The organism is Breoghania sp. (genome assembly GCF_030066895.1).
Taxonomy (GTDB): Bacteria; Pseudomonadota; Alphaproteobacteria; order Rhizobiales; family Stappiaceae; genus Breoghania.
The window spans coordinates 38,572-62,692 of sequence record NZ_JASJAV010000008.1 but is presented as its reverse complement, the minus strand read 5'-3'; the positions used below and the strand labels follow the sequence as shown (position 1 = coordinate 62,692).

17 protein-coding genes are annotated in these 24,121 nt (G+C 63.5%); all 17 read right to left on the bottom strand.

The features are described from left to right. Positions 1–79: 79 nt before the first annotated feature. Positions 80–2,239 carry an NAD-dependent DNA ligase LigA gene (gene ligA / locus QNJ43_RS10330; RefSeq protein WP_300469716.1) on the bottom strand — a complete coding sequence of 720 codons (2,160 nt, stop codon included), beginning with the start codon at positions 2,237–2,239 and terminating at the stop codon, positions 80–82. Between the two features lie 144 nt (positions 2,240–2,383). Then, positions 2,384–2,872, bottom strand: a complete 489-nt coding sequence (locus tag QNJ43_RS10325) for an arylamine N-acetyltransferase (protein WP_300469714.1) — start codon at positions 2,870–2,872, stop codon at positions 2,384–2,386. A 584-nt stretch (positions 2,873–3,456) separates the two neighbouring features. After that, entirely contained in the window at positions 3,457–5,121 is a 1,665-nt protein-coding gene (gene recN / locus QNJ43_RS10320) for a DNA repair protein RecN (RefSeq protein WP_300469712.1), read from the bottom strand. A 158-nt stretch (positions 5,122–5,279) separates the two neighbouring features. Beyond that, complete coding sequence (locus QNJ43_RS10315; RefSeq protein ID WP_300469710.1) at positions 5,280–6,107, bottom strand: outer membrane protein assembly factor BamD; 828 nt, start codon at positions 6,105–6,107, stop codon at positions 5,280–5,282. A 243-nt stretch (positions 6,108–6,350) separates the two neighbouring features. After that, positions 6,351–7,289 (bottom strand): UDP-3-O-acyl-N-acetylglucosamine deacetylase, encoded by a 939-nt coding sequence (gene lpxC, locus QNJ43_RS10310; RefSeq protein ID WP_300469708.1) that lies wholly within the window; start codon positions 7,287–7,289, stop codon positions 6,351–6,353. Between the two features lie 642 nt (positions 7,290–7,931). Further along, positions 7,932–9,686, bottom strand: coding sequence for a cell division protein FtsZ (gene ftsZ, locus QNJ43_RS10305; RefSeq protein ID WP_300469706.1), 1,755 nt, complete (start codon positions 9,684–9,686; stop codon positions 7,932–7,934). Positions 9,687–9,871: 185 nt separating this feature from the next. Then, positions 9,872–11,185, bottom strand: coding sequence for a cell division protein FtsA (gene ftsA, locus QNJ43_RS10300; protein ID WP_300469704.1), 1,314 nt, complete (start codon positions 11,183–11,185; stop codon positions 9,872–9,874). Beyond that, positions 11,185–12,051 carry a cell division protein FtsQ/DivIB gene (locus QNJ43_RS10295; protein WP_300469702.1) on the bottom strand — a complete coding sequence of 289 codons (867 nt, stop codon included), beginning with the start codon at positions 12,049–12,051 and terminating at the stop codon, positions 11,185–11,187. The genes ftsA and QNJ43_RS10295 overlap by 1 nt, the downstream gene beginning before the upstream one ends. Before the next feature lie 29 nt (positions 12,052–12,080). Beyond that, positions 12,081–13,004 (bottom strand): D-alanine--D-alanine ligase, encoded by a 924-nt coding sequence (locus QNJ43_RS10290; protein ID WP_300469699.1) that lies wholly within the window; start codon positions 13,002–13,004, stop codon positions 12,081–12,083. A gap of 280 nt (positions 13,005–13,284) precedes the next feature. Beyond that, positions 13,285–14,247 carry a UDP-N-acetylmuramate dehydrogenase gene (gene murB, locus QNJ43_RS10285; RefSeq protein WP_300469697.1) on the bottom strand — a complete coding sequence of 321 codons (963 nt, stop codon included), beginning with the start codon at positions 14,245–14,247 and terminating at the stop codon, positions 13,285–13,287. Beyond that, entirely contained in the window at positions 14,244–15,701 is a 1,458-nt protein-coding gene (gene murC, locus QNJ43_RS10280) for a UDP-N-acetylmuramate--L-alanine ligase (protein WP_300469694.1), read from the bottom strand. The genes murB and murC overlap by 4 nt, the downstream gene beginning before the upstream one ends. 375 nt (positions 15,702–16,076) lie before the next feature. Continuing rightward, the gene (gene murG, locus QNJ43_RS10275; protein ID WP_300469885.1) at positions 16,077–17,186 is read right to left on the bottom strand and encodes an undecaprenyldiphospho-muramoylpentapeptide beta-N-acetylglucosaminyltransferase; all 1,110 of its coding nucleotides are present in this window, start codon (positions 17,184–17,186) and stop codon (positions 16,077–16,079) included. A gap of 144 nt (positions 17,187–17,330) precedes the next feature. After that, positions 17,331–18,497, bottom strand: coding sequence for a putative lipid II flippase FtsW (ftsW, locus tag QNJ43_RS10270; RefSeq protein ID WP_300469692.1), 1,167 nt, complete (start codon positions 18,495–18,497; stop codon positions 17,331–17,333). 110 nt (positions 18,498–18,607) lie between these two features. Next, positions 18,608–20,008, bottom strand: coding sequence for a UDP-N-acetylmuramoyl-L-alanine--D-glutamate ligase (gene murD, locus QNJ43_RS10265; protein ID WP_300469690.1), 1,401 nt, complete (start codon positions 20,006–20,008; stop codon positions 18,608–18,610). A gap of 23 nt (positions 20,009–20,031) precedes the next feature. Then, entirely contained in the window at positions 20,032–21,117 is a 1,086-nt protein-coding gene (gene mraY / locus QNJ43_RS10260) for a phospho-N-acetylmuramoyl-pentapeptide-transferase (RefSeq protein ID WP_300469688.1), read from the bottom strand. Between the two features lie 17 nt (positions 21,118–21,134). Beyond that, on the bottom strand, positions 21,135–22,565 hold the full coding sequence (locus tag QNJ43_RS10255) for a UDP-N-acetylmuramoylalanyl-D-glutamyl-2,6-diaminopimelate--D-alanyl-D-alanine ligase (RefSeq protein WP_300469686.1): 1,431 nt from the start codon (positions 22,563–22,565) through the stop codon (positions 21,135–21,137). Further along, entirely contained in the window at positions 22,562–24,028 is a 1,467-nt protein-coding gene (locus tag QNJ43_RS10250) for a UDP-N-acetylmuramoyl-L-alanyl-D-glutamate--2,6-diaminopimelate ligase (protein WP_300469684.1), read from the bottom strand. The genes QNJ43_RS10255 and QNJ43_RS10250 overlap by 4 nt, the downstream gene beginning before the upstream one ends. Positions 24,029–24,121: the final 93 nt, after the last annotated feature.

The window sequence follows — 24,121 nt, the reverse complement described above, 5'->3', positions numbered from 1 at the left end:
GCAGGCCCAGTGCCGAACGGAAAAGGCAATGGATCCCCGATCAAGTCGAGGATGACGACGGAGGGGGCCGAAGGTGGGGCTACTCCCCCACCAGCTCAAACCACACGTTTTCCGTGATCACGTCCACGCCGAGGTCTTCCGCCTTCTTCAGCTTCGAACCCGCGCCCGGTCCGGCGACCACCAGATCCGTCTTCTTCGAGACAGATCCAGCCACCTTCGCGCCCAGCCGTTCCGCCATCGCCTTGGCCTCGTCGCGCGACAGGCGTTCCAGCGATCCGGTGAACACCACCGTCTTGCCGGCGACAGGCGAGCCGTCGGCTGCAGGCGCTTCCATGTCGATCGGCGTCACTTCCGCCAGCAGCGCAGCAGCCGCCTGCCGGTTGTGCTCCTCGGCAAAGAACTGCACCACAGCCTCGGCCAGAATCTCGCCGATGCCGTCGATATTGTTGAGATCGGCCCACGCCCCGCTCGCATGGTTCTCCGCCTCGCGCATGGCATTGGAGAACGCCTCCCATGAGCCGTAGGCGCGCGCCAGAAGCTTGGCGTTGCCCTCGCCCACGTGCCGGATGCCAAGCGCGTAGATGAAGCGGTTCAGATCGATCTGGCGGCACGCATCGATCGCCGCAAACAGGTTCTTCGCCGATGTCTCACCCCAACCGTCGCGATTTTTCAGCTTCACCAGCGACTTCGCATCGCATTGCTGGAGCGTGAAGATATCGGCTGGCTGATGGATGCCGCCTTCCTCAAGCGGGATCTCGTAGAAGAACTCCACCTGCTTGTCGCTCAGCCCCTCGATATCGAAGGCGTTGCGCGAGACGAAGTGCTTCAACTTTTCCTTCGCCTGCGCGGAGCAGATCAACCCGCCGGTACACCGCCGGATCGCATCGAGGCGGCCGGTCTTCGGATTTTCCTCGCGCACCGCGTGGCTGCCACAAGCCGGGCAACGGGTAGGAAACATGAAGGCTTGCGCATCCGCCGGGCGCTTTGTCAGATCCACGTCCAGCACCTGGGGGATGACGTCGCCCGCGCGCTGGATCTGAACCGTGTCGCCAACCCGGATATCCTTGCCCCCGCGGATCGGCTCGCCATCCTGGCCGATGCCCTTGACGTAATCCTCGTTGTGGAGCGTGGCGTTGGAGACGACAACGCCGCCCACCGTGACCAGTTCGAGCTTAGCGACAGGCGTCAGCGCTCCCGTGCGACCGACCTGGGTCTCGATATCTCGGACGATGGTGAAGGCCTTTTCGGCCGGGAACTTGTGCGCGATCGCCCAGCGCGGAGAGCGAGAGACATAGCCCAGCCGCTCCTGCAGATCGAGCCGGTCGACCTTGTAGACCACGCCGTCGATATCATAGCCGAGTTCGGCCCGCCCCTCCTCGATATCGTGATAGACGGCGAGCAGTTCCTGAACGCTCTCGCACCGCTTCATCAGTGGATTGGTGACAAAGCCCCAGCCCGCAAACGCCTCGATCATGCCCATCTGCGTGTCGGCGGGAAACGAGGACATCTCGCCCCACGCATAGGCGAAGTAGCGCAAAGGCCGCGAAGCCGTGATTTCCGGCTTGAGCTGGCGCAGCGAACCGGCCGTCGCATTGCGCGGATTGGAAAACGGCTTGCCGCCATTGCCGATCATCCGCTCGTTGAGCGCGGCAAAATCCGTGTGCGCCATGTAGACCTCGCCGCGGATCTCCACCACCTCCGGTACGCCGTCCGGCAGGCGCTTCGGGATATCGTCGATGGTCTCCGCATTGCGGGTAACATTCTCACCCGTCGTCCCGTCGCCGCGCATCGCCGCCGTCACCAACCGGCCGTTTTCATAGCGAAGCGACAGCGACAGACCGTCGATTTTCGGCTCCGCCGTCACCGCCAGCGCCCCGTGCAACGGATCGTAGCGCAGAAACCGGCGCACCTTGGCGACGAAATCGGCCACGCCCTCATCGGAAAACTCGTTGTCAAGCGACAGCATGGCGATGGCGTGGGTGACCTTGCCGAAGGCCTCCTGCGGCGCCGCGCCCACTTTCACCGAAGGCGAATCCTCGCGCACAAGATTGGGAAAAGCCTGCTCGATCGCCGCGTTGCGCTGCCTCAGCGCATCATAATCGGCATCCGAAATCTCCGGATAGTCTTCGCGATAGTAGAGCGCATCGTGATGGGCGATCTCGACCGCCAACCGCTGAAGCTCCGCCTTCGCCTGCTCTTCGCTCAACTCTTCGACGGGAATGGAGGCGGTATCGGACATGGGGTCTTCTCAAAATGAGGGATTCGGGAGGCCGCATTATGCCGCCGGAAGGGCGCCCGGCGGAAGCCATGAAGGCTGCTTTCCACGCCGCCGCGACAAAAGCCGCAACGCCATGCGCGGCAGGCCCTTGTTCCGCTCTCCCCCTCAAGCCACAGAACGCGCTTCGACCTCTTCCGCCAGCCCGAGCCGGTCAGCAATCCGCGCCACATCTTCCTCATCCAGACGGAGATCGAAATCCTCCACCAGCAGCCGCTCCAGATCCGCCGTATCGGTGAGTTCCCGCACGGTTTTAACGCCGTCACAAACCGTACTCACTTTCGTGTTGAAAACGCCGATGCGCCCCTGTGGCGCCAGCCGGTGCAGCATCATGTTGGCGGAAAACGGAGTTTGCTCCCAGGTCGCGCACAGATGATTGGCGGCGTCCACATCGATGCGCGGAACGGGCGCGCGTTCAAAACCGTAAAGCCCATACCACGCGCCGTCATTCAGCGATTGCAGCACCATCTCATCCGTCTCCGGATCCCGGATCAAGCGATAGACCTCGCCGGGCTGATAATCGGAGCCTGTGACTTTCCACCGGCACTGGCCAGCGCGCCCCGCCACCGCCGAACCCGACATCGGCGAGCCACTCACTCACGCCCCTCCAGATGAACGATATGCGCCAGATGGGAGCGCGTTCCCCCGCGCAGCTACCCGTTTCGCACGCGAGCAAGCACCGGTTCGGCCGTAACCCCCCAAGGCCTCGAGCGCCAGCGCGAAGAGACTGTTCTGTTGAAAGCAATACCCGCCGCGCCCGCCTGACACGAGCTTTTGCTGAAGCGCGTCGGGATCGAGCGCTGGCACCCGACCCAGCAACGCGTCGAGGCTCTCGAATGCAGTTGTCAGAAGATGGGCTTCCTGAAGGCAAGCAAGCCCCGCGCTGTCAGCCTACGGACGCGCAATACCAAGGCGGCCCAGATAGGCATCGAGATCGAATGTCACGGGTATGTCCTCCCTTGCCGATACTGAGAGACTGCGTCGGCAGTCTTGGGCGGTGTTTTATCGTGTGGCCCATCCTTCGAGACGGTCGCTTCGCGATCTCCTCAGGATGACGTTGTGTGTGTTGCGCACCTTCAAAATCAGCAATCCGATAACGTCATCCTGAGGAGGACCACAGGCCCGTCTCGAAGGATGGGCCACACGATAAAACAGTCCTCCCCACTCGCCTCCCGGGCCCCTCAGGTGCCCGCCATCAGCTTTTCGGCTGCCGCGCGCGCCTCGTCGGTAATCACGGCACCCGCCAGCATGCGCGCGATTTCCTCCCGGCGCGCGCCGTCCTCAAGCCGCGTCAGCCGTGTCGCGACGCGGTCCGCATCAATCTTTTCCTTAGAGATCAGCAAGTGCCCCACCGCGCGGGCCGCAACCTGCGGCGCATGCGTCACGGTGAGCACCTGAATCTGCGTGGCAAGGCGCGCAAGCCGGATGCCGATTGCCTCCGCAACAGCACCGCCCACGCCGGTATCGATCTCGTCGAACACGAGCGTCGGCGCAGAACCCTTGTCGGCAAGCGAGACTTTCAGAGCCAGCAGAAAGCGCGAAAGCTCGCCGCCCGAGGCCACCTTCATCATCGGGCCCGGCCGCGTGCCCGGGTTGGTCTGCACCCAGAATTCAGCCTGATCGATACCCTCGGCCGTGCGCGCCTGAGGATCGGTGGCGATCTCCACGACGAAGCGGGCATGTTCCAGTTTCAGTTCCGGCAATTCACCGGCCACCACTGCTTCCAGCGTGGTTGCCGTCTCGCGGCGATGATTGCTCAAGGCGGCCGCCAGCTCGTCGTAGCGAGCTTCCGCCGCCGTCAGCGCCTTTTCCAGCGCCGCAAGCTTCTCCTCGCCCGCATCGAGATCGGCAAGATCCGTCTCCATGCGCTCGCGAAGCGCGCCGAGTTCATCAACCGGCACGGAGAACTTCCGTCCCGCCGCCCGAAGCGCGAAAAGCCGTTCCTCGGAAGCTTCCAGCTCGCGCGGATCGCATTCGGTCTTGCGGAGCTGCACCTCCAGCTCGCCGCGCGCCTCCTCCAGCAGGTCAAGCGCCTGACCGATCAACGCCACCGGCTGATCGACGATCCCGCCCGCAACCTCCGCCTTGCGCTCAAGCCGCCGCATCAGGGAGGCAAGTTCAGGGATAGGAGACGCCGTGCCGTTCAGCGTCTCTACCGCTTCGCCCAGATCGCCGGCGATCTTCTCCACCCGCATCATCGCCTGGCGCCGTTCGGCCAGACCCTCCTCCTCACCGGACTGGGGCGCGAGAACGGCCAGTTCTTCCGTTGCCGAGCGCAGGAAATCGGCCTCGCGCCGCGCGATCTCGATGCGGTCCTCGTGGGTGCGCAGCGCCTTTTGCGCCGTGCGCACGGCGCGATGGGCTTCGGCCACGCCCGCGGCCTCGCTCTCCAGCCCGCCATAGGCATCGAGCAAGCGGCGATGGCTCGCCGCATCCACCAGCGCGCGCTCGTCGTGCTGACCGTGGATCTCCACCAGACGCGCGCCGATTTCGCGCATCAGCGCGGCCGATACCGGCCGATCGTTGACGAAGGCGCGCGTGCGCCCGTCCGCGCTCTGCACGCGGCGCAGGATGATGTCGCCATCATTGTCGATATCGTTTTCGGTGAGAATCTTGCGGGTCGCATGGTCCATGGCGACATCGAACGCCGCCGTCACCTGCCCTTGGGTGGCGCCGTGCCGCACGAGCCCCGCATCGCCCCGTCCACCCAGCGCCAGCGTCAGCGCATCGAGCAGAATAGACTTGCCCGCACCCGTTCCGCCGGTCAAAACGATCATGCCGCCGGTGAAATCAATGTCCAGCCGGTCGATCAGAACGATATCGCGGATCGAGAGCGCTGCCAGCATGTTGCGGCCGATTCGAAAAATCTCGTGAAACGGGTCCCGTCAAACTACGAAAGGGCCGATCATTGCGGCGAACGGCCCTTCATACGCGGCATCCGGACCGCCAGGCGCCCCGGATGCGATCTCGCGGCAGGCCCGAATCAATGTCGGGCCTCAGGCGGTCACAGCACCTTGGTACTTTCAAACGCCTTGCTGATCCAGCTTTGCGGATTAGCCGAGGGCTCGTACCCGCCCTTCTTCAGCAGCGTGTAGGAATCCTTGTACCACTGGCTCTCGGGGTAGTTGTGCCCGAGCACGGCCACCGCCGTCTGCGCCTCGTTGACCACGCCCAGCGCGTAGTAGGCCTCGGTCAAACGCGACAGTGCCTCTTCGATGTGGCGGGTTTCCTGATAGTGCTCGACCACATAGCGGAACCGGTTGATCGCCGCCACGTAATTGTGCCGCTTCAGGTAGTAGCGCCCCGTCTCCATCTCCTTGCCGGCGAGCTGGTCGGTCGTGACACGGATCTTCTTGCGCACGTCGGCCGCATACTCGCTATCGGGATAGCGGCGCACCAGTTCGCGCATGATCGACAGAGCCTTGGCCGTCACCTGCTGGTCGCGGGTCACGTCGGGCATCTGCTTGAAGTAGGAATTGCCCATGATGTAGAGCGCATAGGCCGCATCCGGCGAGCCCGGATAAAGCGTGGCAAAGCGCTTGGCCACGGTGATCGCCTCCGCATACTCGCCGCGCGAATAGTTCGTGAAGGCAAGATTGATCAGCGATTTGCGGGCATATTCGGAATAAGGGTGAAGACGGTCGACGTCCTCGAACTTTTTGGTGGCCTCTTTCAGGTCACCGGCGGCGCGGAAGGCCAGGCCCTCGTTGTAGAGCTGATCGGCGGGCGTGTCGTCCATCGCCAGATCGTCGGGCTTCTTGGATGCGCAGGCCGCCAGGGCAAGCGCTGCAACCAGCGGCAGAACGCGCCCCAGGCTCCGGCCCCGGCTCACCACATCACACCCCCGCACATGCAGGTCCGGTCGGCTCAATACGAACACACATCGCAACACTGATCGCCTCTCCTCAAGAAGCCGCGACGGCCACGTTCTTCTAACGCGGAATTCCCCTTGAAGGAAAGGGGCCTGGACCAGAGACCCGTCACGCGTCCCCACGACGCATCACCGTAACGCGCCAATGACGCGACTTAGCTGGCCTTTGCAACTTTTTTGTGGCGATAGCGCCCGGTTTCCGCCTCAGGCGACTTCCGGGCAATAGGCAGGCACGGCAATCTCGCCGGAAAAATCGACCAGCGCGGCTTCGCGCTGCGGACGAGCGACGACCATTTCATAGGCGTCCTCATCGGCAAACAGTGCCACGAGAACGGAATGATTCATCTTGTGACCGGGCTTGTAAGACCGGTATTCGCCGAGAATTGGCACGCCCGCGAGGCTGAGATCGCCCACCGCGTCCAGCGTCTTGTGACGCACGAACTCGTCAGGCCAGCGCGTCCCTTCCGGGTTCAGGACCCGGCCGTCGGAAATCGCGACAGAATTCTCAAGCGACGAGCCCTTGGCAAATCCCATCGCCCAAAGCTTCTCCACATCGGAGACGTTACCGAAGGTGCGGGCGCGGGCAAGTTCCTTGCGGAACACATCCGGCGTCAGGTCGGAAGCGAAATGCTGACGTCCGATCAGCGGCGTATCGAAATCGATGGTGATGTCGAAGCGCGTTCCAGCATAGGGGCGAAACTCGCTCACTGCGCCGTTCTGTTCCACGCGGATCGGCTTCAGAATGCGGATGTAGCGGCGGGCCACGGTCTGCACCATGAGCCCGGCCTGATCGATGGCAGCGACGAACTGCGCCGAGCTGCCGTCCATGACCGGCACTTCGTTGGCATCCACTTCCACCACGACATTGTCGATGCCAAGCCCCATCAGTGCGGCCATCAGATGCTCGATGGTGCCGATCGCCTCGCTGCCGCGGCCGATGACCGTGCACAGCGACGTGGCCGAAACCTGAGACCAGTGGGCCTTGATTTCAGTGTCCGTACCGGGGGCTATGAAGGTGATTCCATTGTCGGCGGGAGCGGGATGAAGCACCATCGAAACGGGCTTTCCGGAATGAACTCCGAGCCCATCAAGCGTTACGCGCTCGGCCAGAGTTTTCTGCCTGTCGTTCCGAAGTCCCGTCATTCTTCTGTCCTCAAAATGGCCTTTTCGGCCCTTTAGCCCTCGTCGGTCAGCGTCATTCGTCAGGCTCGGCATGTGCCTGAAGGGAGTATCCACTTGATAAGGATTGTCCCGTCAGGCTCTTTCCGGTCCATGGAAACAAGAGCGAGCGCCGGATGCGTGACCTTGGCCGCGGTTGAACCGCGACTTCGAGGCGCACACTACCCGCAGGCAGGGCGAGGCAGAAATAAAGCTTTATTACGCATTGTAACGATTTCCCAACCCTCCCGCGTGATGAGCCGGGCAATTCGCTTCAATCCCGATTGACCGGTTTTTCCCGTGAACGGCGGAAAGTCCGGCAAACCGCGAGGTTCGTCGCAAAAACGCGACCACCGACAGTGCCTTGCGCAGGTTCTTTTACAATGCGTGATTGCCGTGAACGTCCGTGAAGGACACGCCCCCGCATCCGTGGAAAACCCGATCGCTCAGACACGCTAGTCTCTTGATTATGCGCACGGAACGGAGACGGCTTCAACGCGCGGGTGCGACTCGATTCCCTTTCGTCATTCACGGTGGAGAAGGGAACGCAGGCGGGCCCGGAATGACAAACGGCCCGGCAAATGCCGGGCCGCTGACACGAGGAAGTCGAGGGAAGTAAGTGCGTCGTCAGTTGGCCTGACGGCGCAGGAAGGCCGGGATTTCCAGCTGGTCATCCTCGATCTGCTGGCGGGCCTGCGGGGCGGGCCGGCCATGTGGGTCGAGACGTCCGGCGGCTGCCTGCTGGACAGGCCGCTTGGCGTACTCATTGTGGGTGGGCTGCAGCGCGGGCTGCTGCGGCATGAGCTGAGGAGCGGTCTCCTGCCAGGCCGACGGCTGCTGAGCCTCGTGCGCATGTTCCTCTTCGACGTAGCCCTCATGCTCTTCACGACGGCCGAGGCCAGAAGCCAGACGGCGCAGCAGGCTCATCGGGCGACAATCATCGTCGTCTTCATAGCCGTGGTGGCCCTCATGGGCGTGGGCATGGCCGTGCTCTTCCGTCACAAGCCCCATGGATTCGCGCATTTCGGACTGAACGATCGGCGGGAAGTCCTCGATCTCGGGCATGCGCGGTGCGGCAACTGTTTCCGCAGTGGGCGGAATGTAGGGCTCGACGGCAGGCTCCGGAGCCGGTGCGATCGGCATGTCGTCGAGGTCAAGCGGAATGTCGCGCTGGAAAACAACGCTCGGGCTCGGCTGATAGGCCTCGATGGTCACATCAGGATCGGAGGCAACCGGGGTCGGCCGATGATGCGTGGTGCTCAGTTCGGCTTCCAGCGCATTCTCCGCAACCATCGCCGCGGGGGCCGGCTTGGAGGAGGTGATCGGCGTCGAGATCTTTTCCTGCGCCGTCGCCGTCTTCAGGCGTTCGGTGAGCTGGGCCATGCGCGTTTCGGCCGGGGACACGCCTTCGCGAAACTCGCGATCGATGCCGGTGGCCACGACCGACACGCGGACGGTACCTTCCAGCCCCTCGTCGAATGTGGCGCCCATGATGATGTTGGCGTCCTCGTCGACTTCTTCGCGAATGCGGGTCGCGGCTTCGTCCACCTCGAACAACGTCATGTCACGGCCGCCGGTGATCGAGATCAGCAGGCCCTTGGCGCCCTTCATCGAGGTCTCGTCAAGCAGCGGGTTAGCGATCGCGGCCTCGGCCGCTTCCATCGCGCGGTTTTCGCCGGTGGCTTCGCCCGTGCCCATCATCGCCTTGCCCATGCCGCGCATGATCGAGCGGACATCGGCGAAGTCGAGGTTGATGAGGCCTTCCTTCACCATCAGGTCGGTGACGCAGGCGACGCCCGAATAGAGCACCTGGTCGGCCATCGCGAAGGCGTCGGCGAAGGTGGTCTGGTCGTTGGCGATGCGGAACAGGTTTTGGTTCGGAATGACGATCAGCGTATCGACGGACTGCTGCAGTTCCTCGATACCGCGATCCGCCAGACGCATGCGGCGCTGGCCCTCGAAATGGAAGGGCTTGGTGACGACGCCGACGGTCAGGACGCCCTGATCGCGTGCGGTCCGTGCGATGACGGGGGCAGCGCCCGTACCGGTGCCGCCGCCCATGCCACCGGTGATGAACACCATGTGGGCGCCTGCCAGGTGATCGTTGATCTCGTCCAGGACCTCTTCGGCGGCCGCGCGGCCGACTTCCGGCTGGGATCCGGCACCGAGGCCCTCGGTCACCGCAACGCCCATCTGAACCACGCGGTCGGACTGCGACAGCGTCAGCGCCTGGGCATCGGTGTTGGCCACGACAAAGTCGCAACCCTGCAGGCCTGCCTGGATCATGTTGTTGACGGCGTTGCCACCTGCACCGCCCACGCCGAAGACCGTAATTCTAGGCTTCAGCTCCGTGATATCGGGAATTTGGAGATTGATGGTCATGACTTCCTCGTAATCCTTGGCACGCCCGCTTGCGGGCGCTCCGGCTTCCTCGTCCTCGTTTCCGGTCTTGCGACCGGTAGTTCGGTTGCGAAACCGCCGCTTCCTCGACGGCGGGTCCGCCCTCCCTGGCCTAGATTCGAAACGTTTTCCTGTTGCCCGGACGATCCCGCCCAATGGAAAGCGCCTTAGAAACTGTCCCGGATCCACCGGCCGACACGGCCGAAATACCCGGTGCCGGTCATCCGCCACTGGCAGCGATCCGATTCGAATTGCTCGATCTGCGCGACCTGCGGATAGATCAGAAGACCAACCGAGGCCGCAAAGGCCGGTCCCTTGGCTGCTTCCGGTAGACCGACGATGCCCAGCGGGCGACCGAGCCGCACATTGCGACCCAGAACCCGGCGGGCCTGTTCGGCCATGCCGTTCAACTGGCTGGCGCCGCCCGTAAGCACCACGCGCTTGCCGACCTGTCCGACAAAGCCGGAAGCGTTCAGCCGGTCGCGCACCAGTTCCAGAATTTCTTCCACTCGCGGTCGGATGATCCGCGTCAGAACCGACCGCGGCACCTGCTGGGGCATGTCACTGTCGGCATCCACCGGCGGCACGGAGATGAGGTCGAGATCGTCGTCGCCGCCCGGCAGCGTGTTGCCGTAAAGCGTCTTGATGCGTTCCGCATCGCGCAGCCGGGTCGAAAGACCGCGCGCGATATCCATGGTCACGTGATGACCGCCCACCGCGATTGCATCCACGTGCACCGCCTGACCTTCCACGAAGACCGCCAGCGTCGTGGTGCCGCCGCCCATGTCGATGCAGGCAACGCCCAGTTCGGACTCATCGTCTACCAGCGTCGCCAGACCACTCGCATAAGGCGTGGCGACCATGGTCTCCACCTTCAGGTGACCGCGGTTGATGCAAAGCTCCAGATTGCGAAGCAGCGGGAACTCCGCTGTCACCACATGCATGTCGACGCCGAGCTTGCGGCCGATCATGGCGCGCGGATCGCGAATACCGCGATTGCCATCGAGCGTGTAGGAGATCGGCAGCGCATGAACGATGGCCCGATCGTCGACCGCGAAATGCTCGCCGCCCGCCGCCAGTACGCGCTGGATGTCGGCCTCGCTCACAGCTTCACCGGCAAGCGGCACGCTGGCACAGAAGATTTCCGACGAAAGCCGTCCGCAGGTCGTATTGATGATCAGCGATTCAACCGTCACGCCCGCCATGCGCTCGGCGCTGTCTACCGCCTGACGCACGGCCTGTTCGGCCAGGTCCAGATCGACGACGACACCCGACTTGATGCCGCGAGCGCGCTGGTAGCCGTAGCCCAGTACCTCGACCGCATGGGTGCGGCCGGGCAACACGTCGCTGTCCTCGTGCGGGGCCAGCTTGGCGATCAGGCAGCACACCTTGGTGGAGCCGATATCGAGCACCGAAACGATGACCGAGCGGCGCGCGGGCAGCGACTTCATGCGCGGCAGGTAGGGAGAGGCAACAGACATTATGTATCCGCCCCCTTTCGCGAGACCGAGAGATTGGGCTGAACGCTGCCGCGATTGAGCTTCGCATCCTTGGCGAGCTTGACGACGATACGGTCCTTCAACCTGAGATCGACGGCCGTGATGTCTCGCGACAGCAGGCCCTTTTGCTGGTCCAGCCGCACCAGGTAGCGAAGCGCGTCCTCGACGCCCTCCTCCGGCAAGCGAACCGTGATGTTGTTTTCCAAAACGAGGTTCCAGCGGCGCTCCGCGATCAGAACCAGCGCACGCACCCGCGAGCGCAGTTCCGGCACCGCATTGAGGTCGGACAGGATTTCCGGTGCCCTCTTCTGCGTGCCGTGCCCGACCACCAGCGGCAGATTGGCGTAACGCTCCTTCACCTCGTCGGTGATCACGTTACCGTCGCGATCGATGATCGAGACGATCTTGCCGCGCTGCCATAAGGCGTAGGGCTCGCGCTCGGACAACGAGACCTTGAGCGTGCCGGGATAGAATTTCTGAATAGAGACGGTCCGCACCCACGGATTGCGCTCAAGTCGCTCCCGTGCAGCCGCCACATCGAACGTCAGAAGCGACAATCCGTTCGGGATCTCCAGCTCTTCCAGGATTTCGAATTCGGTCGTCTCGCGCTGGCCGGAAAGCTGGATCGCTTTGATCGAGAACCCGGCCTCCGCCGTCAGCGCATTGGCCACGGCCTCGGTGTAACCGCCGAGCACCATGCCATAGAGCGCCGTTGCGCCGAGAAAGCCGAGCGCACCCGCCGTACCCGCCCAGGGCGGCAGGTTGGCAAGGAACCCGGCCTCGCGCCAGACGGGACGACGCTTGAGGCGCGAGACACCGCGGCGCCACTTTTCGCCGGCACCGGCCATCTCGTCCTGCTTCTCGTTCCGACGCTTTCCTAGCGTACGCAACCTGCCTCCTCCACCATCCAACTCACCAACTCTCCGAAGTCGTGGCCCGCGTGGGCCGCCATGTCAGGAACCAGAGAAGTCGGCGTCATGCCGGGCTGGGTGTTTACTTCCAAGCAAATCAGTTCGCCGGTGCCGTGAATCCTGTCATCCAGCCGGAAATCGGCCCGCGAGACGCCCCTGCAACCAAGAGCTTGATGCGCCTTGAGTGTCAATTTCTGTACTTCATGGTAAATATTTGGTGAAACTTCCGCTGGAAGGATGTGTTTTGAACCACCTGGCAGATACTTGGCGTCGAAATCGTAGAACTGAGACTTCTCGGACACGATATCGATCACGCCCAGGACGACATCACCCATTACCGCACAAGTCAATTCACGGCCGGCTACATAGTGTTCGACCATGATACGGTCACCATAGGGCCAGTCGTCAAAATAGAGCTGCTGCGGCGGATGCTGCTGATCTTCACCGACGATGAGCACGCCGTAGCTCGACCCCTCGTTGACCGGCTTGATAACGTAGGGCGGCTTCAGCGGGTGTTCGCGCGCCGCTTCCATCCGATCCATGATCCGGTGTTCGGCAACCAGCACCCCGGCGGCCTTCATCACGGCCTTGGCGCGATCCTTGTTCATCGCCAACGCAGAGGCCATCACGCCAGAATGCGTGTACGGGATCTCAAGAATTTCCAGAAGGCCCTGAATGCAACCGTCCTCACCGAACGGTCCGTGCAGCGCGTTGAAGGCCACGTCGGGCTTGAGGTCGGCCAAAACGGCGGCGACATTGCGCTCCACATCGACGCGGCTCACGCGATATCCGTGCGCCTCAAGCGCATCGGCACAGGCGTTGCCGGACGTCAGGCTCACAGATCTTTCCGACGACCAACCGCCCATCAGCACCGCGACATGCTTCGTCATAACTGCACTCAAGCTCCCGTGTAACGCGGCCCCTTGTTCGGGCCTTACAGGACATGATGCGGTTAAAATTCGTTAGAAAGTGTTAACCTAACCAGAATGTGAACACGTTTCGTCAATTTTTGTCGTCGATTAAAATTTGAATCGAATTTGCCTCGAATTCCCTCGATTTTCTCGCAGATTCAAATCGATGACGAACCGGTCCGAAGGAGGATACGCGCAGGGATAAGTCGGGAAAATCCGCCGCGCGCATTAACCACGTTTCATTTATGAACCGCCGCCGTCAGGCCCGCCCGAGGAACGGTTCGATCGTCTCGCCCGGACGGAAAACGCCCAACCGCTTGATCTCCCATTCCAGACGAATGCCGGAGTTTTCCACAACCTTCGCGCGTACCGTCTCGCCGAGCATCTCCAGATCGAGCGCGCTCGCCTCGCCCGTATTGATCATGAAGTTGCAGTGCATCTCGCTCATCTGGGCGCCGCCGACGGTCAACCCCCGGCAGCCTGCAGCATCGATCACCTTCCAGGCGGAGTTGTCCGGCGGGTTCTTGAAGGTCGAGCCGCCGGTTTTTTCGCGGATCGGCTGAGCCCTTTCGCGATGGGCGACCACCACGTCCATCTCCTCGGCGATCACCTCCGCCTTGCCCGGCACGCCCTGAAAGACGGCCGACGTGAAGATGAGATCGGCAGGCTGCTCCGAATGCCGATAGGCGTAATTCATGTCCGCCCGGGAAAGGCGAAGCACCTGACCGGAGCGGTCGATCGCGGTCAGCTCCACCACGCGTTCGCACGTCTCGGTACCGTGCGCCCCGGCATTCATCCGAAGCGCTCCGCCGACCGCGCCCGGAATTGCGGCATAGAACGAAAACCCGGAAAGCTTGGCCTGAAGGGCGGCCTGGGCGAGTCGCTTGTCCGGCACCGCCGCGCCGACGCGAAGCCGCGTTTCGCCCACCGGTTCCAGTTGCCCGAAGCCCTTGCCCGTCAATCGGATGACGACACCCTCGATCCCGTCGTCGCGGATCAGCAGGTTTGAACCGAGCCCGACGGGGAGCACCGGAATGTCGTTCGGCAGCACTTTCATGAAAGCCGCAAGATCCGCCTCGTCGGCAGGCTGAAAGAGAAGCTGTGCGGGACCGCCCACCCTCAACCAGGTGACGGGCGCAAGCGGCTGGTTCGAAAGAAGACGACCGCGAACGCACGAAAAGCACTCTCGACCAAGCTGTTCGACAAGATTGGGAAAGCTCACGCCACGCCCTCCCCGCCCTGGGCATCGAGAGGCTCAAGCTGCTTCGGCAAGGCATAGGCCCACTGCGAGATCGATCCGGCCCCAAGACAGACGACGAAATCCCCCGCCTCCGCCACTTTCGAGATGAGCGCGGGCAGCACGTCCGGCCCCTCAAGCGCATAGACATTGCGGTGCCCGCGCGCCCGGATACCGGCGACCAGCGCATCGCGGTCGACCCCTTCGATCGGCGCTTCGCCGGCCGGATAGACCGGCGCGACGATCACCGTATCGGCATCGTTGAAGCAGGCGCTGAAATCATCAAAGAGGCTCTGCAGGCGCGTGTAGCGATGGGGCTGAACGACGGCGACGACCTTGCCGCCCGTGGCGCTCTTCCCGTCATTCGCCCCCTGGGCACCGGCGCGAGCTGCGGCCAGAACGGCCCGAATTTCCACCGGGTGATGGCCGTAATCGTCAAAGATCTCCACACCCTTCCAGGAGCCCGTCGGCGTGAACCGGCGCTTCACCCCGCCAAAGCCCGCGAGCCCGCACGCAATCGCCTCGCCGGAAATCCCCAGATGGTCGGCAACCGCGATCGCGGCGGTGGCGTTCGACACGTTGTGCATGCCCGGCATCGGCAGGACGAGATCGCTCAAGGTCTCGTTGCGCCCGGAAATGCGGTCCTGAATGACCACATCGAAATGGGTCTTGCCACCGATCGGACGCACATTCTCAAACCGCACGTCGGCCTGCCGGTTGGCGCCATAGGTGACGATACGCCGATCTTCGATGCGACCGACCAGCGCCTGCACCTCCGGATGATCGAGGCACATCACCGCGAATCCGTAAAACGGCACGTTCTCCGCGAACTGCATGAAGGCGGCGCGAACCGTATCGAAATTGCCGTAATGATCCAGATGTTCCGGATCGATATTAGTGACGACCGCGATATCGGCGGGAAGCTTGACGAAGGTACCATCGCTCTCATCCGCTTCCACCACCATCCAGTCGCCCTCGCCGATGCGCGCGTTGGTGCCGTAGGCGTTGATGATGCCGCCATTGATGACGGTCGGATCGAACCCGCCCGCATCGAGCAGCGCCGACACGAGCGAGGTCGTCGTTGTCTTGCCGTGGGTGCCGCCGATGGCGATGGCCTGCTTGAAGCGCATCAGCTCCGCCAGCATTTCCGCGCGCCTGACCACCGGCAGCGAGCGCTCGCGCGCCGCCATCAGTTCCGGGTTGTCGCGCTTGATGGCAGACGAGATGACCACGACGCGCGCCTCGCCGAGATTTTCCGCGCTGTGACCGACATGAACGTCGATCCCCTTGGCGCGCAGGCGCTGCAAGTTGGCGCTTTCCGACAGATCGGAGCCCTGCACGCGATAGCCGAGCGTATGAAGCACCTCCGCGATGCCGCTCATACCGATGCCGCCGATACCGACGAAATGCACTGCCCCGATATCCTGCGGCATTTTCATGATGGAACTCCTGAATGTCTGTTCGCGCCTGTGCGCCGAAACGGAAGCGTTAGCGCAATTCGCGGGGTTTATCGCCCCCTTCACAAGGTCGCGGTGAATAGAGAGGCGATTGGCGCGGAAGGGAAATCATGCGAGGTAAGAAAGAGTGCCTGGGGCCCGTCCTTCGAGACGCCCGCTTGCGCGGGCTCCTCAGGATGACTTTGTGGGTGTTGCGCGTCTCGCATGCCCAGCGTTACCCCCTATCCATCGTCATTACCCGGCGAAGTCCGGGCAATCCAGCACACCATCGGCATGTGCTGAGCGCGATGGATCCCCCGGACAGAGCCGGGGGATGACGACGGAGGGACGGGGAAAGACGAAAAACCCGTTCGCCCCTCAATAGGCGGAAACCTTGCCGCCATCGCCGACGTGATCGACCAGATCCGCCAGACGTTTCACCGCGTCCGGACGGCCCTGAGTGTGGGCGGCTTCGGCGGCAGCGACCAGCCGGTCGGGATCGTTCATCAGTTCCGCCAGTTCCTTGGCCATGCGGCGCGGGCCCAGCTCCGCTTGCTGGATGCACCAGGCACCGCCCGCTTCCTCCAGAACTTCCGCATTCGCGCTCTGATCCTGATCGAGCGCATGGGGCAGCGGCACCAGGATCGACGGGCGACCGATGACCGACAGTTCCGCCACCGACGACGCGCCCGAACGGCAGATCACAAGATGGCTCAGCGCGATGCGCGTCGGCATGTCGACGAAGAACGGCGCAAGGCTAGCACCGATCCCCAACTCGTCGTAGCGCGCGCACACCCGATCCATGTCCTCCGGACGGCACTGCTGGACGAGCGCCAGCCGCTTGCGAAGGGTGGGATCGAGTTCGGCCAAGGCATCCGGCATCATGTCGGAAAAGAACTGCGCGCCTTGCGACCCGCCGAAGACCAGAAGGCGGAACGACTTGTCGAGCGAGGGCGGATCATAGGGAGACCTGGAATCCTCGATCACTGCCTGGCGCACCGGATTGCCGGTGTGCCCGGCCTTGGCGGCGAAACCTTTCGCCAACCTCGTGTCGGCGAAACTCTGGGCGATACCGGTGACGAACTGTGCCAGCATGCGGTTTGCCCGCCCCATCAACGCATTCTGCTCGTGCAGGATCGTCGGAATGCCGAGAACGCGCGCCGCTATCATCGGCGGAAAGGCCGGATAGCCGCCAAATCCGACCACCACCTGCGGGCGCAACCGGCGCAGGATCACCAGCGACTGGAAGAAACCGCGCAGCAGCGCGAACCCCGTTCGCGCCAGTGCGACCGGGTTCTTGCCCTGGATCGTGGCCGAGGAGACGATATGGATCTTGCGCGCCGGAAAGGCCTGACCGTAGCGGTCAGCACGTTCATCGGTGGCCAGCTCGACCACATGGCCGCGCGCCGTCAGTTCCCCGGCCAGCGCCTGAGCCGGAAACAGGTGCCCGCCGCTCCCTCCGGCGGTCAGCAGTATCGTCTTTTCCATGAGATCGTTTCGTTCGTTGATCGAGACAAGCGGCGCATCGTGATGCAGCGTCAGACATGAGCACGTTTCGCCCGGAACTGTCATCCCCGCGCAAGTGGGGGGGTGACAACGGTGTATGCGGCAAAGCTCGCGCGACAAAGGCCCTCATTCTGCCGGATCGACCGGCGTTCGCGCCACGGGACGAACCACCACCGGGGCCGTGTGGCTCGGATGCGGTCGGCGTCGGGTGAGCGCGAGCACGAAGCCCATCGACAGGGCCACCGCCAGCATCGAAGACCCGCCGTAGGAGATGAAGGGCAGCGTCATTCCCTTGGCAGGCATCATGTTGAGGTTCACCGCCATGTTAATGGCCGACTGGATGCCGAACATCACCATCAGCCCGGCCGTTGCCAGCCGGACGAAGAGATCGGGCTCACGCCGGGCGTGGCTCAGGCCCCGCAGCACCACGAAGGCGAAGATGGAAACGAGCACCAGACACAGGATAATGCCGAATTCCTCCGCCGCCACGGCGAAGATAAAGTCGGTATGGCTGTCGGGCAGGATGCGCTTGACCGTGCCCTCACCGGGGCCGCGGCCGAACCAGCCACCCTGAACGATGGCCTCAAGCGCGGTATCGACCTGATAGGTGTCGCCGGAAGCCGGATCCAGGAACCTGTTGATGCGGGCGGTCACGTGCGGCAGCGCCATATAGGCGGCCCCCATGCCCGCCATGCCCAGAAGCCCGAGCACGCCGATCCAGATCCACGACAGCCCCGCCATGAAGAACAGCGCCGCCCACACCATCATTAGCAGCATGGTTTGGCCGAAATCCGGCTGAGCGACGAACAGCGCGGCCACCATGACGAAAAGCAGGATGGAAAAGAGCCGCCCCGGCACTTCCGGCCGTTTACCCACTTCCGACAGCAGAAAGGCGATCAGGATCACGAAGGTCGGCTTGATGAATTCCGAAGGCTGGATGGAAAAGCCCGCGATATCGATCCAGCGGCGCGCGCCCCTCACTTCCACGCCTGTGAAAAGCGTGAGCACCAGCGCAACCAGCATGATCCCGAATATGACAAGCGCCACACGGCGCACCATGCGCGGAGAGAGCATGGAGGCCCCCAGCATCACCGCCGGCGCGGGCAGCAGATAGAGCGCCTGCCGCTTGACGAAGAAATAGCTGTCGAGGCCGAGACGTTCGGCAACCGCAGGCGAGCCCGCAAAGGACAGCACCACGCCGCCGAGCATCAGCGCGACGACCCCCGCAAGCATCAGGTGGTCGACCGTCCATAGCCATTCGGATAAGGCGCTGCGGTCCACGCGGCTGGCCATCTGGTTCCCTCTTCAAGAGCGGCCGGATTCATCATCCGGCTCATTTCATCAGTTCAGTTCGGTACCGGTTCAGATCGCCTCGTTCCCCAAGGAACGCCCAATGGAAGGTATCAGGCGACCTCCACCCCCTCGATCCCGGCAACGGCGGCACGGAACGCGTCTCCGCGCTCCTCAAAACTGGAATACTGGTCGTAACTGGCACACGCAGGAGACAACAATACGACCGGCTCGCCATGGGTATCGGCCGATGCCGCACGCGTTGCCTCGCCGAGCGCCGCTTCCAGCGTGCGGCTCATCGAAGACGGCACGGCCTCGCCGAGCGTGCCGGCAAAGCGTTCCGCCGCTTCGCCGATCAGATAGGCATGGACGATACGGTCGAACCAGTTGGTGAGATTGTCGATCCCGCCGGTTTTCGCCCGTCCGCCCGCAATCCAGTAGATGTGGTCGAAGGAGCTCAGCGCCCGCTGTGCGGCATCCGCGTTCGTCGCCTTGGAATCGTTGACGAACAGCACCTTGCCGAGACGCCCAACGATCTCCATGCGATGCGGCAGGCCCGGAAAGCTGGCAAGCCCCGCCGAGATCGTCTCAGCCTCGAGGCCGAGCAGACGCAGCGCAGCGAAGGCGGCGACGGCATTCTGGGCGTTGTGGGCGCCGCGCAACGTGTCGATACCGGAGAGATCCGCGACCTTGTGCGCCTCTCCCTTGACGACCTCGTAGAGGATCGTGCCCTCCGCATAGACGCCGTTTTCGACCCCCTTCGTGGAGGAAACCCGCTTCACGCGGCCGAGTCCGTCGTCAAGCTGGACAGCAATGGTGGCCGAGATATCGTCATCAACGCCAATAACGGCGTTGCGCGCAGCGGCGACGAGCCGGGTCTTGATGGCGACGTAATTGTCCATCGAGCCGTGCCGGTCGAGATGGTCCGGCGCGATGTTCATCAAAACGCCGACATCCGGTGCAAGCCCCGGCGTCAGATCGATCTGGAAGGAGGAGCATTCCACCACATAGGTGCGGCCGGGAACCGGAGGCTCCAGCGCCAGCACCGGCGTGCCGATATTGCCGCCGAGCTGCACGTCGCGCCCGGCATGGCGCAACAGATGCGTGATCAGCGAAACGGTGGTGGATTTGCCGTTCGTTCCCGTGACCGCGATGATCGGGCAATCGACGCCCACTCCGGTCGGCCGGGCGCGGCGCTCGCACGCGAGCAGCTCCAGATCGCCGATGATCTCGATATTGGCGTCATTGGCCGCGCGCACCGTCCAGTACGGCTCGGGATGGGTGAGCGGCAAACCGGGCGCGAGCACGAGGCAATCGAAGGTGCTCCAGTCGGCAGTCGTGAGATCGCTGAGCGCGATACCCGCCGCCACGGCGCGGTCGCGCGAACGCTGCGCATCGTCCCAGGCGGCGACACGCGCGCCGCCCGCAACAAGCGCCTTCGCGGTTGCGATGCCGGAACCGCCGAGCCCGAACAGGGCGACCGAACGTCCGGCGAATGAGGTGACCTCTATCATCAACCTATCTCAGCTTTCCGGACCTATCTCAGCTTCAATGTGGCGAGCCCGACGAGCGCCAGCACCACCGCGATGATCCAGAAGCGGATCACGACCTGCGATTCCGTCCAGCCCAGCTGTTCGAAATGATGGTGGATCGGCGCCATCTTGAACACCCGCTTGCCGGTCAGTTTGTACGAAAAGACCTGGATGATGACGGAAAGCGCCTCCAGCACGAACAGTCCGCCGATGATGGCGAGCACGATCTCGTGCTTGGTGGCGACCGCGATGGAACCGAGCATGCCGCCCAGCGCCAGCGAGCCGATATCGCCCATGAAGATGGCGGCGGGCGGCGCATTGAACCAAAGGAAGCCGAGCCCGGCCCCCATCACCGCCCCCGCAATGACCGCAAGTTCACCCGTACCGATGATAAAATGGATCTGCAGGTAGTCGGAAAAGACCTTGTTACCCGACAGATACGCGATCAGCCCGAAGGAGCCGCAGGCGATCATGACGGGAACGATGGCGAGCCCGTCGAGCCCATCGGTCAGGTTCACCGCATTGCCCGCACCCACCATGACGAAGGCGGCGAACACAATGAAGAACAGGCCGAGATCGATGACCGTGTCCTTGAAGAAGGGCAGCGCCAGCGCGGTGGAAAAGGGTTCAGGTTGCGCCCACGAGATGCACACGGACGCGATCACCGCAATCAGCGCTTCCAGCGAGAGACGGAAACGGCCGGAAAACCCCTTGTGGCTCGCCTTGGTGACCTTCAGATAGTCGTCGTAGAAGCCGATCGAGCCGAAACCGAAGTTCACGAACAGCACGATCCAAACATACGGATTGGTGAGGTTCGCCCAGAGCAGCGTGGAGACCAGCACACCGGCCATGATCATCAGCCCGCCCATGGTCGGCGTGCCCTTCTTGGTCATAAGGTGCGAGGCCGGACCGTCGGCGCGGATCGGTTGTCCCTTACCCTGGCGCAGGCGCAGCGCGGAAATGATCCCCGGTCCGAACAGGAAGACGAACAGAAGCGCCGTCATGATCGCACCGCCGGTGCGAAAGGTGATGTACCGAAAGACGTTTAAGGCGGAGAACTCGTTGGAAAGGTCCACCAGCAAATAAAGCATTCAATCGCCCCAGTTCGTTACGACGCCGCGCGATTTCGTTTCGCGCCGTAGGCGTCAATGAGGGCGGAAACCAGCAGTCCCATCTTCGTCCCCAGCGAGCCCTTGATCATGATCGCGTCACCGGGGCGGATAGCAGCGACGAGGTCCTTTTGCAATTCCGCGGAGGTCTCCGTCCACCCTCCACGCTTCGATTCCGGGACTACGTCCCACAATTCGTGCATGGTGCGGCCGACGCAGTAGACGAGGTCTATGCGCGCCGCCTCCAGCGGCTCGACGAGTTCCTTGTGCAACTCGCCCGACCGTTCCCCCAGTTCCAGCATGTCACCAATGACGGCGATGCGCCGCCCTCCGCGCGCCACCGGCGCCGCACCAAGAAGCGAGATCGCCGCGCGCATGGACGCGGGGTTGGCATTGTAGCTTTCGTCAATAAGGGTGACGGAGGCGTCGTGAACGGTCAATTCATGGCGCTGGCCGCGCCCCTTGGGCGCCTCCATGTCGCTAAGCGCCATCGCGCCGCGCGCCAGATCCGCGCCCATCAGCTTGACGGCGGCCAGAACCGCCAGCGAATTCTCAACCAGATGTCGCCCCGGCGCCCCGATCTTCCAGGTCAGATCCTCGCCCAGCACCGCGCCCGTGACGCACGAACAGTCGCTGCGCGCAACGATCTGGGTGGTGTGGGCATCGAAGGAGCAGGAGGCGCCGAAGGTCACGATCTCCTTCACCCCGGCCGCGATGGTCAGAAAACGCAAGAGATCGAACTGGTCGTTGGAGGCGTTGAGGATCGCCGTGCCACCGGGCTCCAACCCAGTGAAGATTTCGCCCTTGGCCTTTGCGATTTCCTCCACCGCATCAAACTGCGCCAGATGAACCGGCGCGACCGTGGTAACAATCGCAAAGTGCGGCCGGACCATGCCCACCAGCGGCGTGATTTCGCCGGGATAGTTCATGCCGATCTCGAAGACACCGTATTCGGCATCGGCGGGCATGCGCGCCAGCGTCAGCGGCACGCCCCAGTAATTGTTGTAGGAGGCAGCCGATGCATGGGTGCGCCCGCTGGCCGACAGGGCCAAGCGCAGCATTTCCTTCGACGAAGTCTTGCCGACGGAGCCGGTCACCGCAACGATCCGCGCCTTGGTGTGCGCCCGCGCGGCCCGGCCCAGATCCTGCAACGCGGCGAGCACGTCGGCGACCACCACATAGCGGCCTTCGGGCGGAAGTTCCGACATGCGGCCTTCCGCCACCACGGCAAGCGAAGCACCCCGGCTGAGCGCCGCCTCGACGAAACGGTGCCCGTCGCGCACATCACCCTTGATGGCAAAGAACGCCTCACCGGGCTGCAGGGAGCGGCTGTCGATGGAGATCCCCGTGACGGTCGTCGTCGGATCGCCGACGACACGCCCGCCGACGGCCTCCACCAGATCGTCCAGGCTCCACAACACTTCGCTCATCCAAGGATCTCCTTCGAAAGATCGGCCAGAACCGTCTTGACGGTTTCGTGGTCGGAAAACGGGAGCACCGTTTCGCCGACGATCTGGCCGATTTCATGACCCTTGCCTGCGACACACAGGACATCGCCGGCTTCGAGCATCTCCACCGCGGCCTTGATGGCGATGCCACGGTCTCCGATTTCCATCGCACCCGGCGCGGCGTTCATCATCGCCATGCGGATTTCGGCCGGGTTTTCGCTGCGCGGATTGTCGTCGGTGATGATGACCACATCGGCCCGGCGGCTCGCCACCTCGCCCATGATCGGCCGCTTGCCCTCGTCGCGGTCTCCGCCGCAGCCCATCACCACGATCAGCCGACCGCTGGCATAGGGGCGCAAGGCAGAAAGTGCGTTGTCGAGCGCATCGGGCTTGTGCGCGTAATCGATGAAGATCAGCGCGCCATCGCCCGTCGTGCCAACATATTCGAGGCGACCCGGAGCGCCTTCCAGCCGGGCAAGGGCCGGAATGGCGACGGATGCAGGCACGCCGGCGGCAATCGACAGGCCTGCGGCGGTCAGCACATTGGTAACCTGGAAACGGCCGACGAGCGGCAGATCCACCTCGTAGCGCTCGCCCGCAGAACTCAGCACGAGCCGCTGGTGGAAACCTTCGATGATCAGGCTTTCCAGCGTGATGTCGGTGCCCGCCTCGCCCACGGTGACGGTCTTCAAACCGCGACGCTCGGCAATCTCGGCGACGCGACCACCGTAATGCTCACCCGGATCGAAGACGGCCGTGCCGTCATCGGGCAGCAGGTCCTCGAAAAGCCTGAGCTTGGCGAACAGGTAATCTTCCACGCTCGGATGATAGTCGAGATGATCGCGGCCCAGATTGGTGAAGGCGGCGGCCTTCAGCACCACCCCGTCGAGCCGACGCTGATCGAGCCCGTGGGAGGACGCCTCCAGCGCGGCATGGGTAACGCCATCGCGCGCAAGCGCGGCAAGCGTTGAATGCAGCGTGACAGGATCGGGCGTCGTCAGCCCGCCGTAGCGCATGCCCTTCGAGGTGACTGTGCCGATGCTGGCCGAATGATAGCCCGCGGCATCGAAGATCTGGCGTGCGAAGACGGCGACAGAGGTCTTGCCCGCTGTACCAGTGACGGCGACGATCGTCTTCGGCTGTGCGCCTGCGAGGCGCGCGGCCAGAAGCGAGAGCGCACGGCACGGATCGCTCGCCCGGATCACCGGCACATCGAGGGAGGGAAGCTCCGCCCCCTCGCCCGCCAGCACCGCGACGGCCCCGGCCTTCACCGCATCCGCGGCGAAATCGGCCCCGTCCGCCTTCACGCCCTTCAGGGCGGCGAACAGCGTACCGGGTTCCACCTTGCGACTATCGGCAGTGATCGAGGAAATATCCAGCTCGAGCGCAGCTTCCGGCACGCTAACGGGCTCAGACAGATCGGCAATGAGTTGTTTCAGCAGCATTTCGTTTCCGCTTCGTGTGCGCCGCGCCCGCTCTCCTCAAAACCAACAGCGCGACGCCCGTCTCCTTACCATCAGGCAAGGAGATGCCTCACA

Bases quoted from the DNA above. Each gene is read 5' to 3' on its own strand.
- ftsW (WP_300469692.1), bottom strand. From the start codon at position 18,497: ATGGCCAGCCGCGTGGACCGCAGCGCCTTATCCGAATGGCTATGGACG.
- QNJ43_RS10295 (WP_300469702.1), bottom strand. From the start codon at position 12,051: ATGGCCGGTGCCGGCGAAAAGTGGCGCCGCGGTGTCTCGCGCCTCAAG.
- mraY (WP_300469688.1), bottom strand. From the start codon at position 21,117: ATGCTTTATTTGCTGGTGGACCTTTCCAACGAGTTCTCCGCCTTAAAC.
- lpxC (WP_300469708.1), bottom strand. From the start codon at position 7,289: ATGACGGGACTTCGGAACGACAGGCAGAAAACTCTGGCCGAGCGCGTA.
- murG (WP_300469885.1), bottom strand. From the start codon at position 17,186: ATGGAAAAGACGATACTGCTGACCGCCGGAGGGAGCGGCGGGCACCTG.
- QNJ43_RS10255 (WP_300469686.1), bottom strand. From the start codon at position 22,565: ATGAGCGAAGTGTTGTGGAGCCTGGACGATCTGGTGGAGGCCGTCGGC.
- recN (WP_300469712.1), bottom strand. From the start codon at position 5,121: ATGCTGGCAGCGCTCTCGATCCGCGATATCGTTCTGATCGACCGGCTG.
- ligA (WP_300469716.1), bottom strand. From the start codon at position 2,239: ATGTCCGATACCGCCTCCATTCCCGTCGAAGAGTTGAGCGAAGAGCAG.
- ftsA (WP_300469704.1), bottom strand. From the start codon at position 11,185: ATGTCTGTTGCCTCTCCCTACCTGCCGCGCATGAAGTCGCTGCCCGCG.
- ftsZ (WP_300469706.1), bottom strand. From the start codon at position 9,686: ATGACCATCAATCTCCAAATTCCCGATATCACGGAGCTGAAGCCTAGA.
- QNJ43_RS10290 (WP_300469699.1), bottom strand. From the start codon at position 13,004: ATGACGAAGCATGTCGCGGTGCTGATGGGCGGTTGGTCGTCGGAAAGA.
- murC (WP_300469694.1), bottom strand. From the start codon at position 15,701: ATGAAAATGCCGCAGGATATCGGGGCAGTGCATTTCGTCGGTATCGGC.
- QNJ43_RS10250 (WP_300469684.1), bottom strand. From the start codon at position 24,028: ATGCTGCTGAAACAACTCATTGCCGATCTGTCTGAGCCCGTTAGCGTG.
- murD (WP_300469690.1), bottom strand. From the start codon at position 20,008: ATGATAGAGGTCACCTCATTCGCCGGACGTTCGGTCGCCCTGTTCGGG.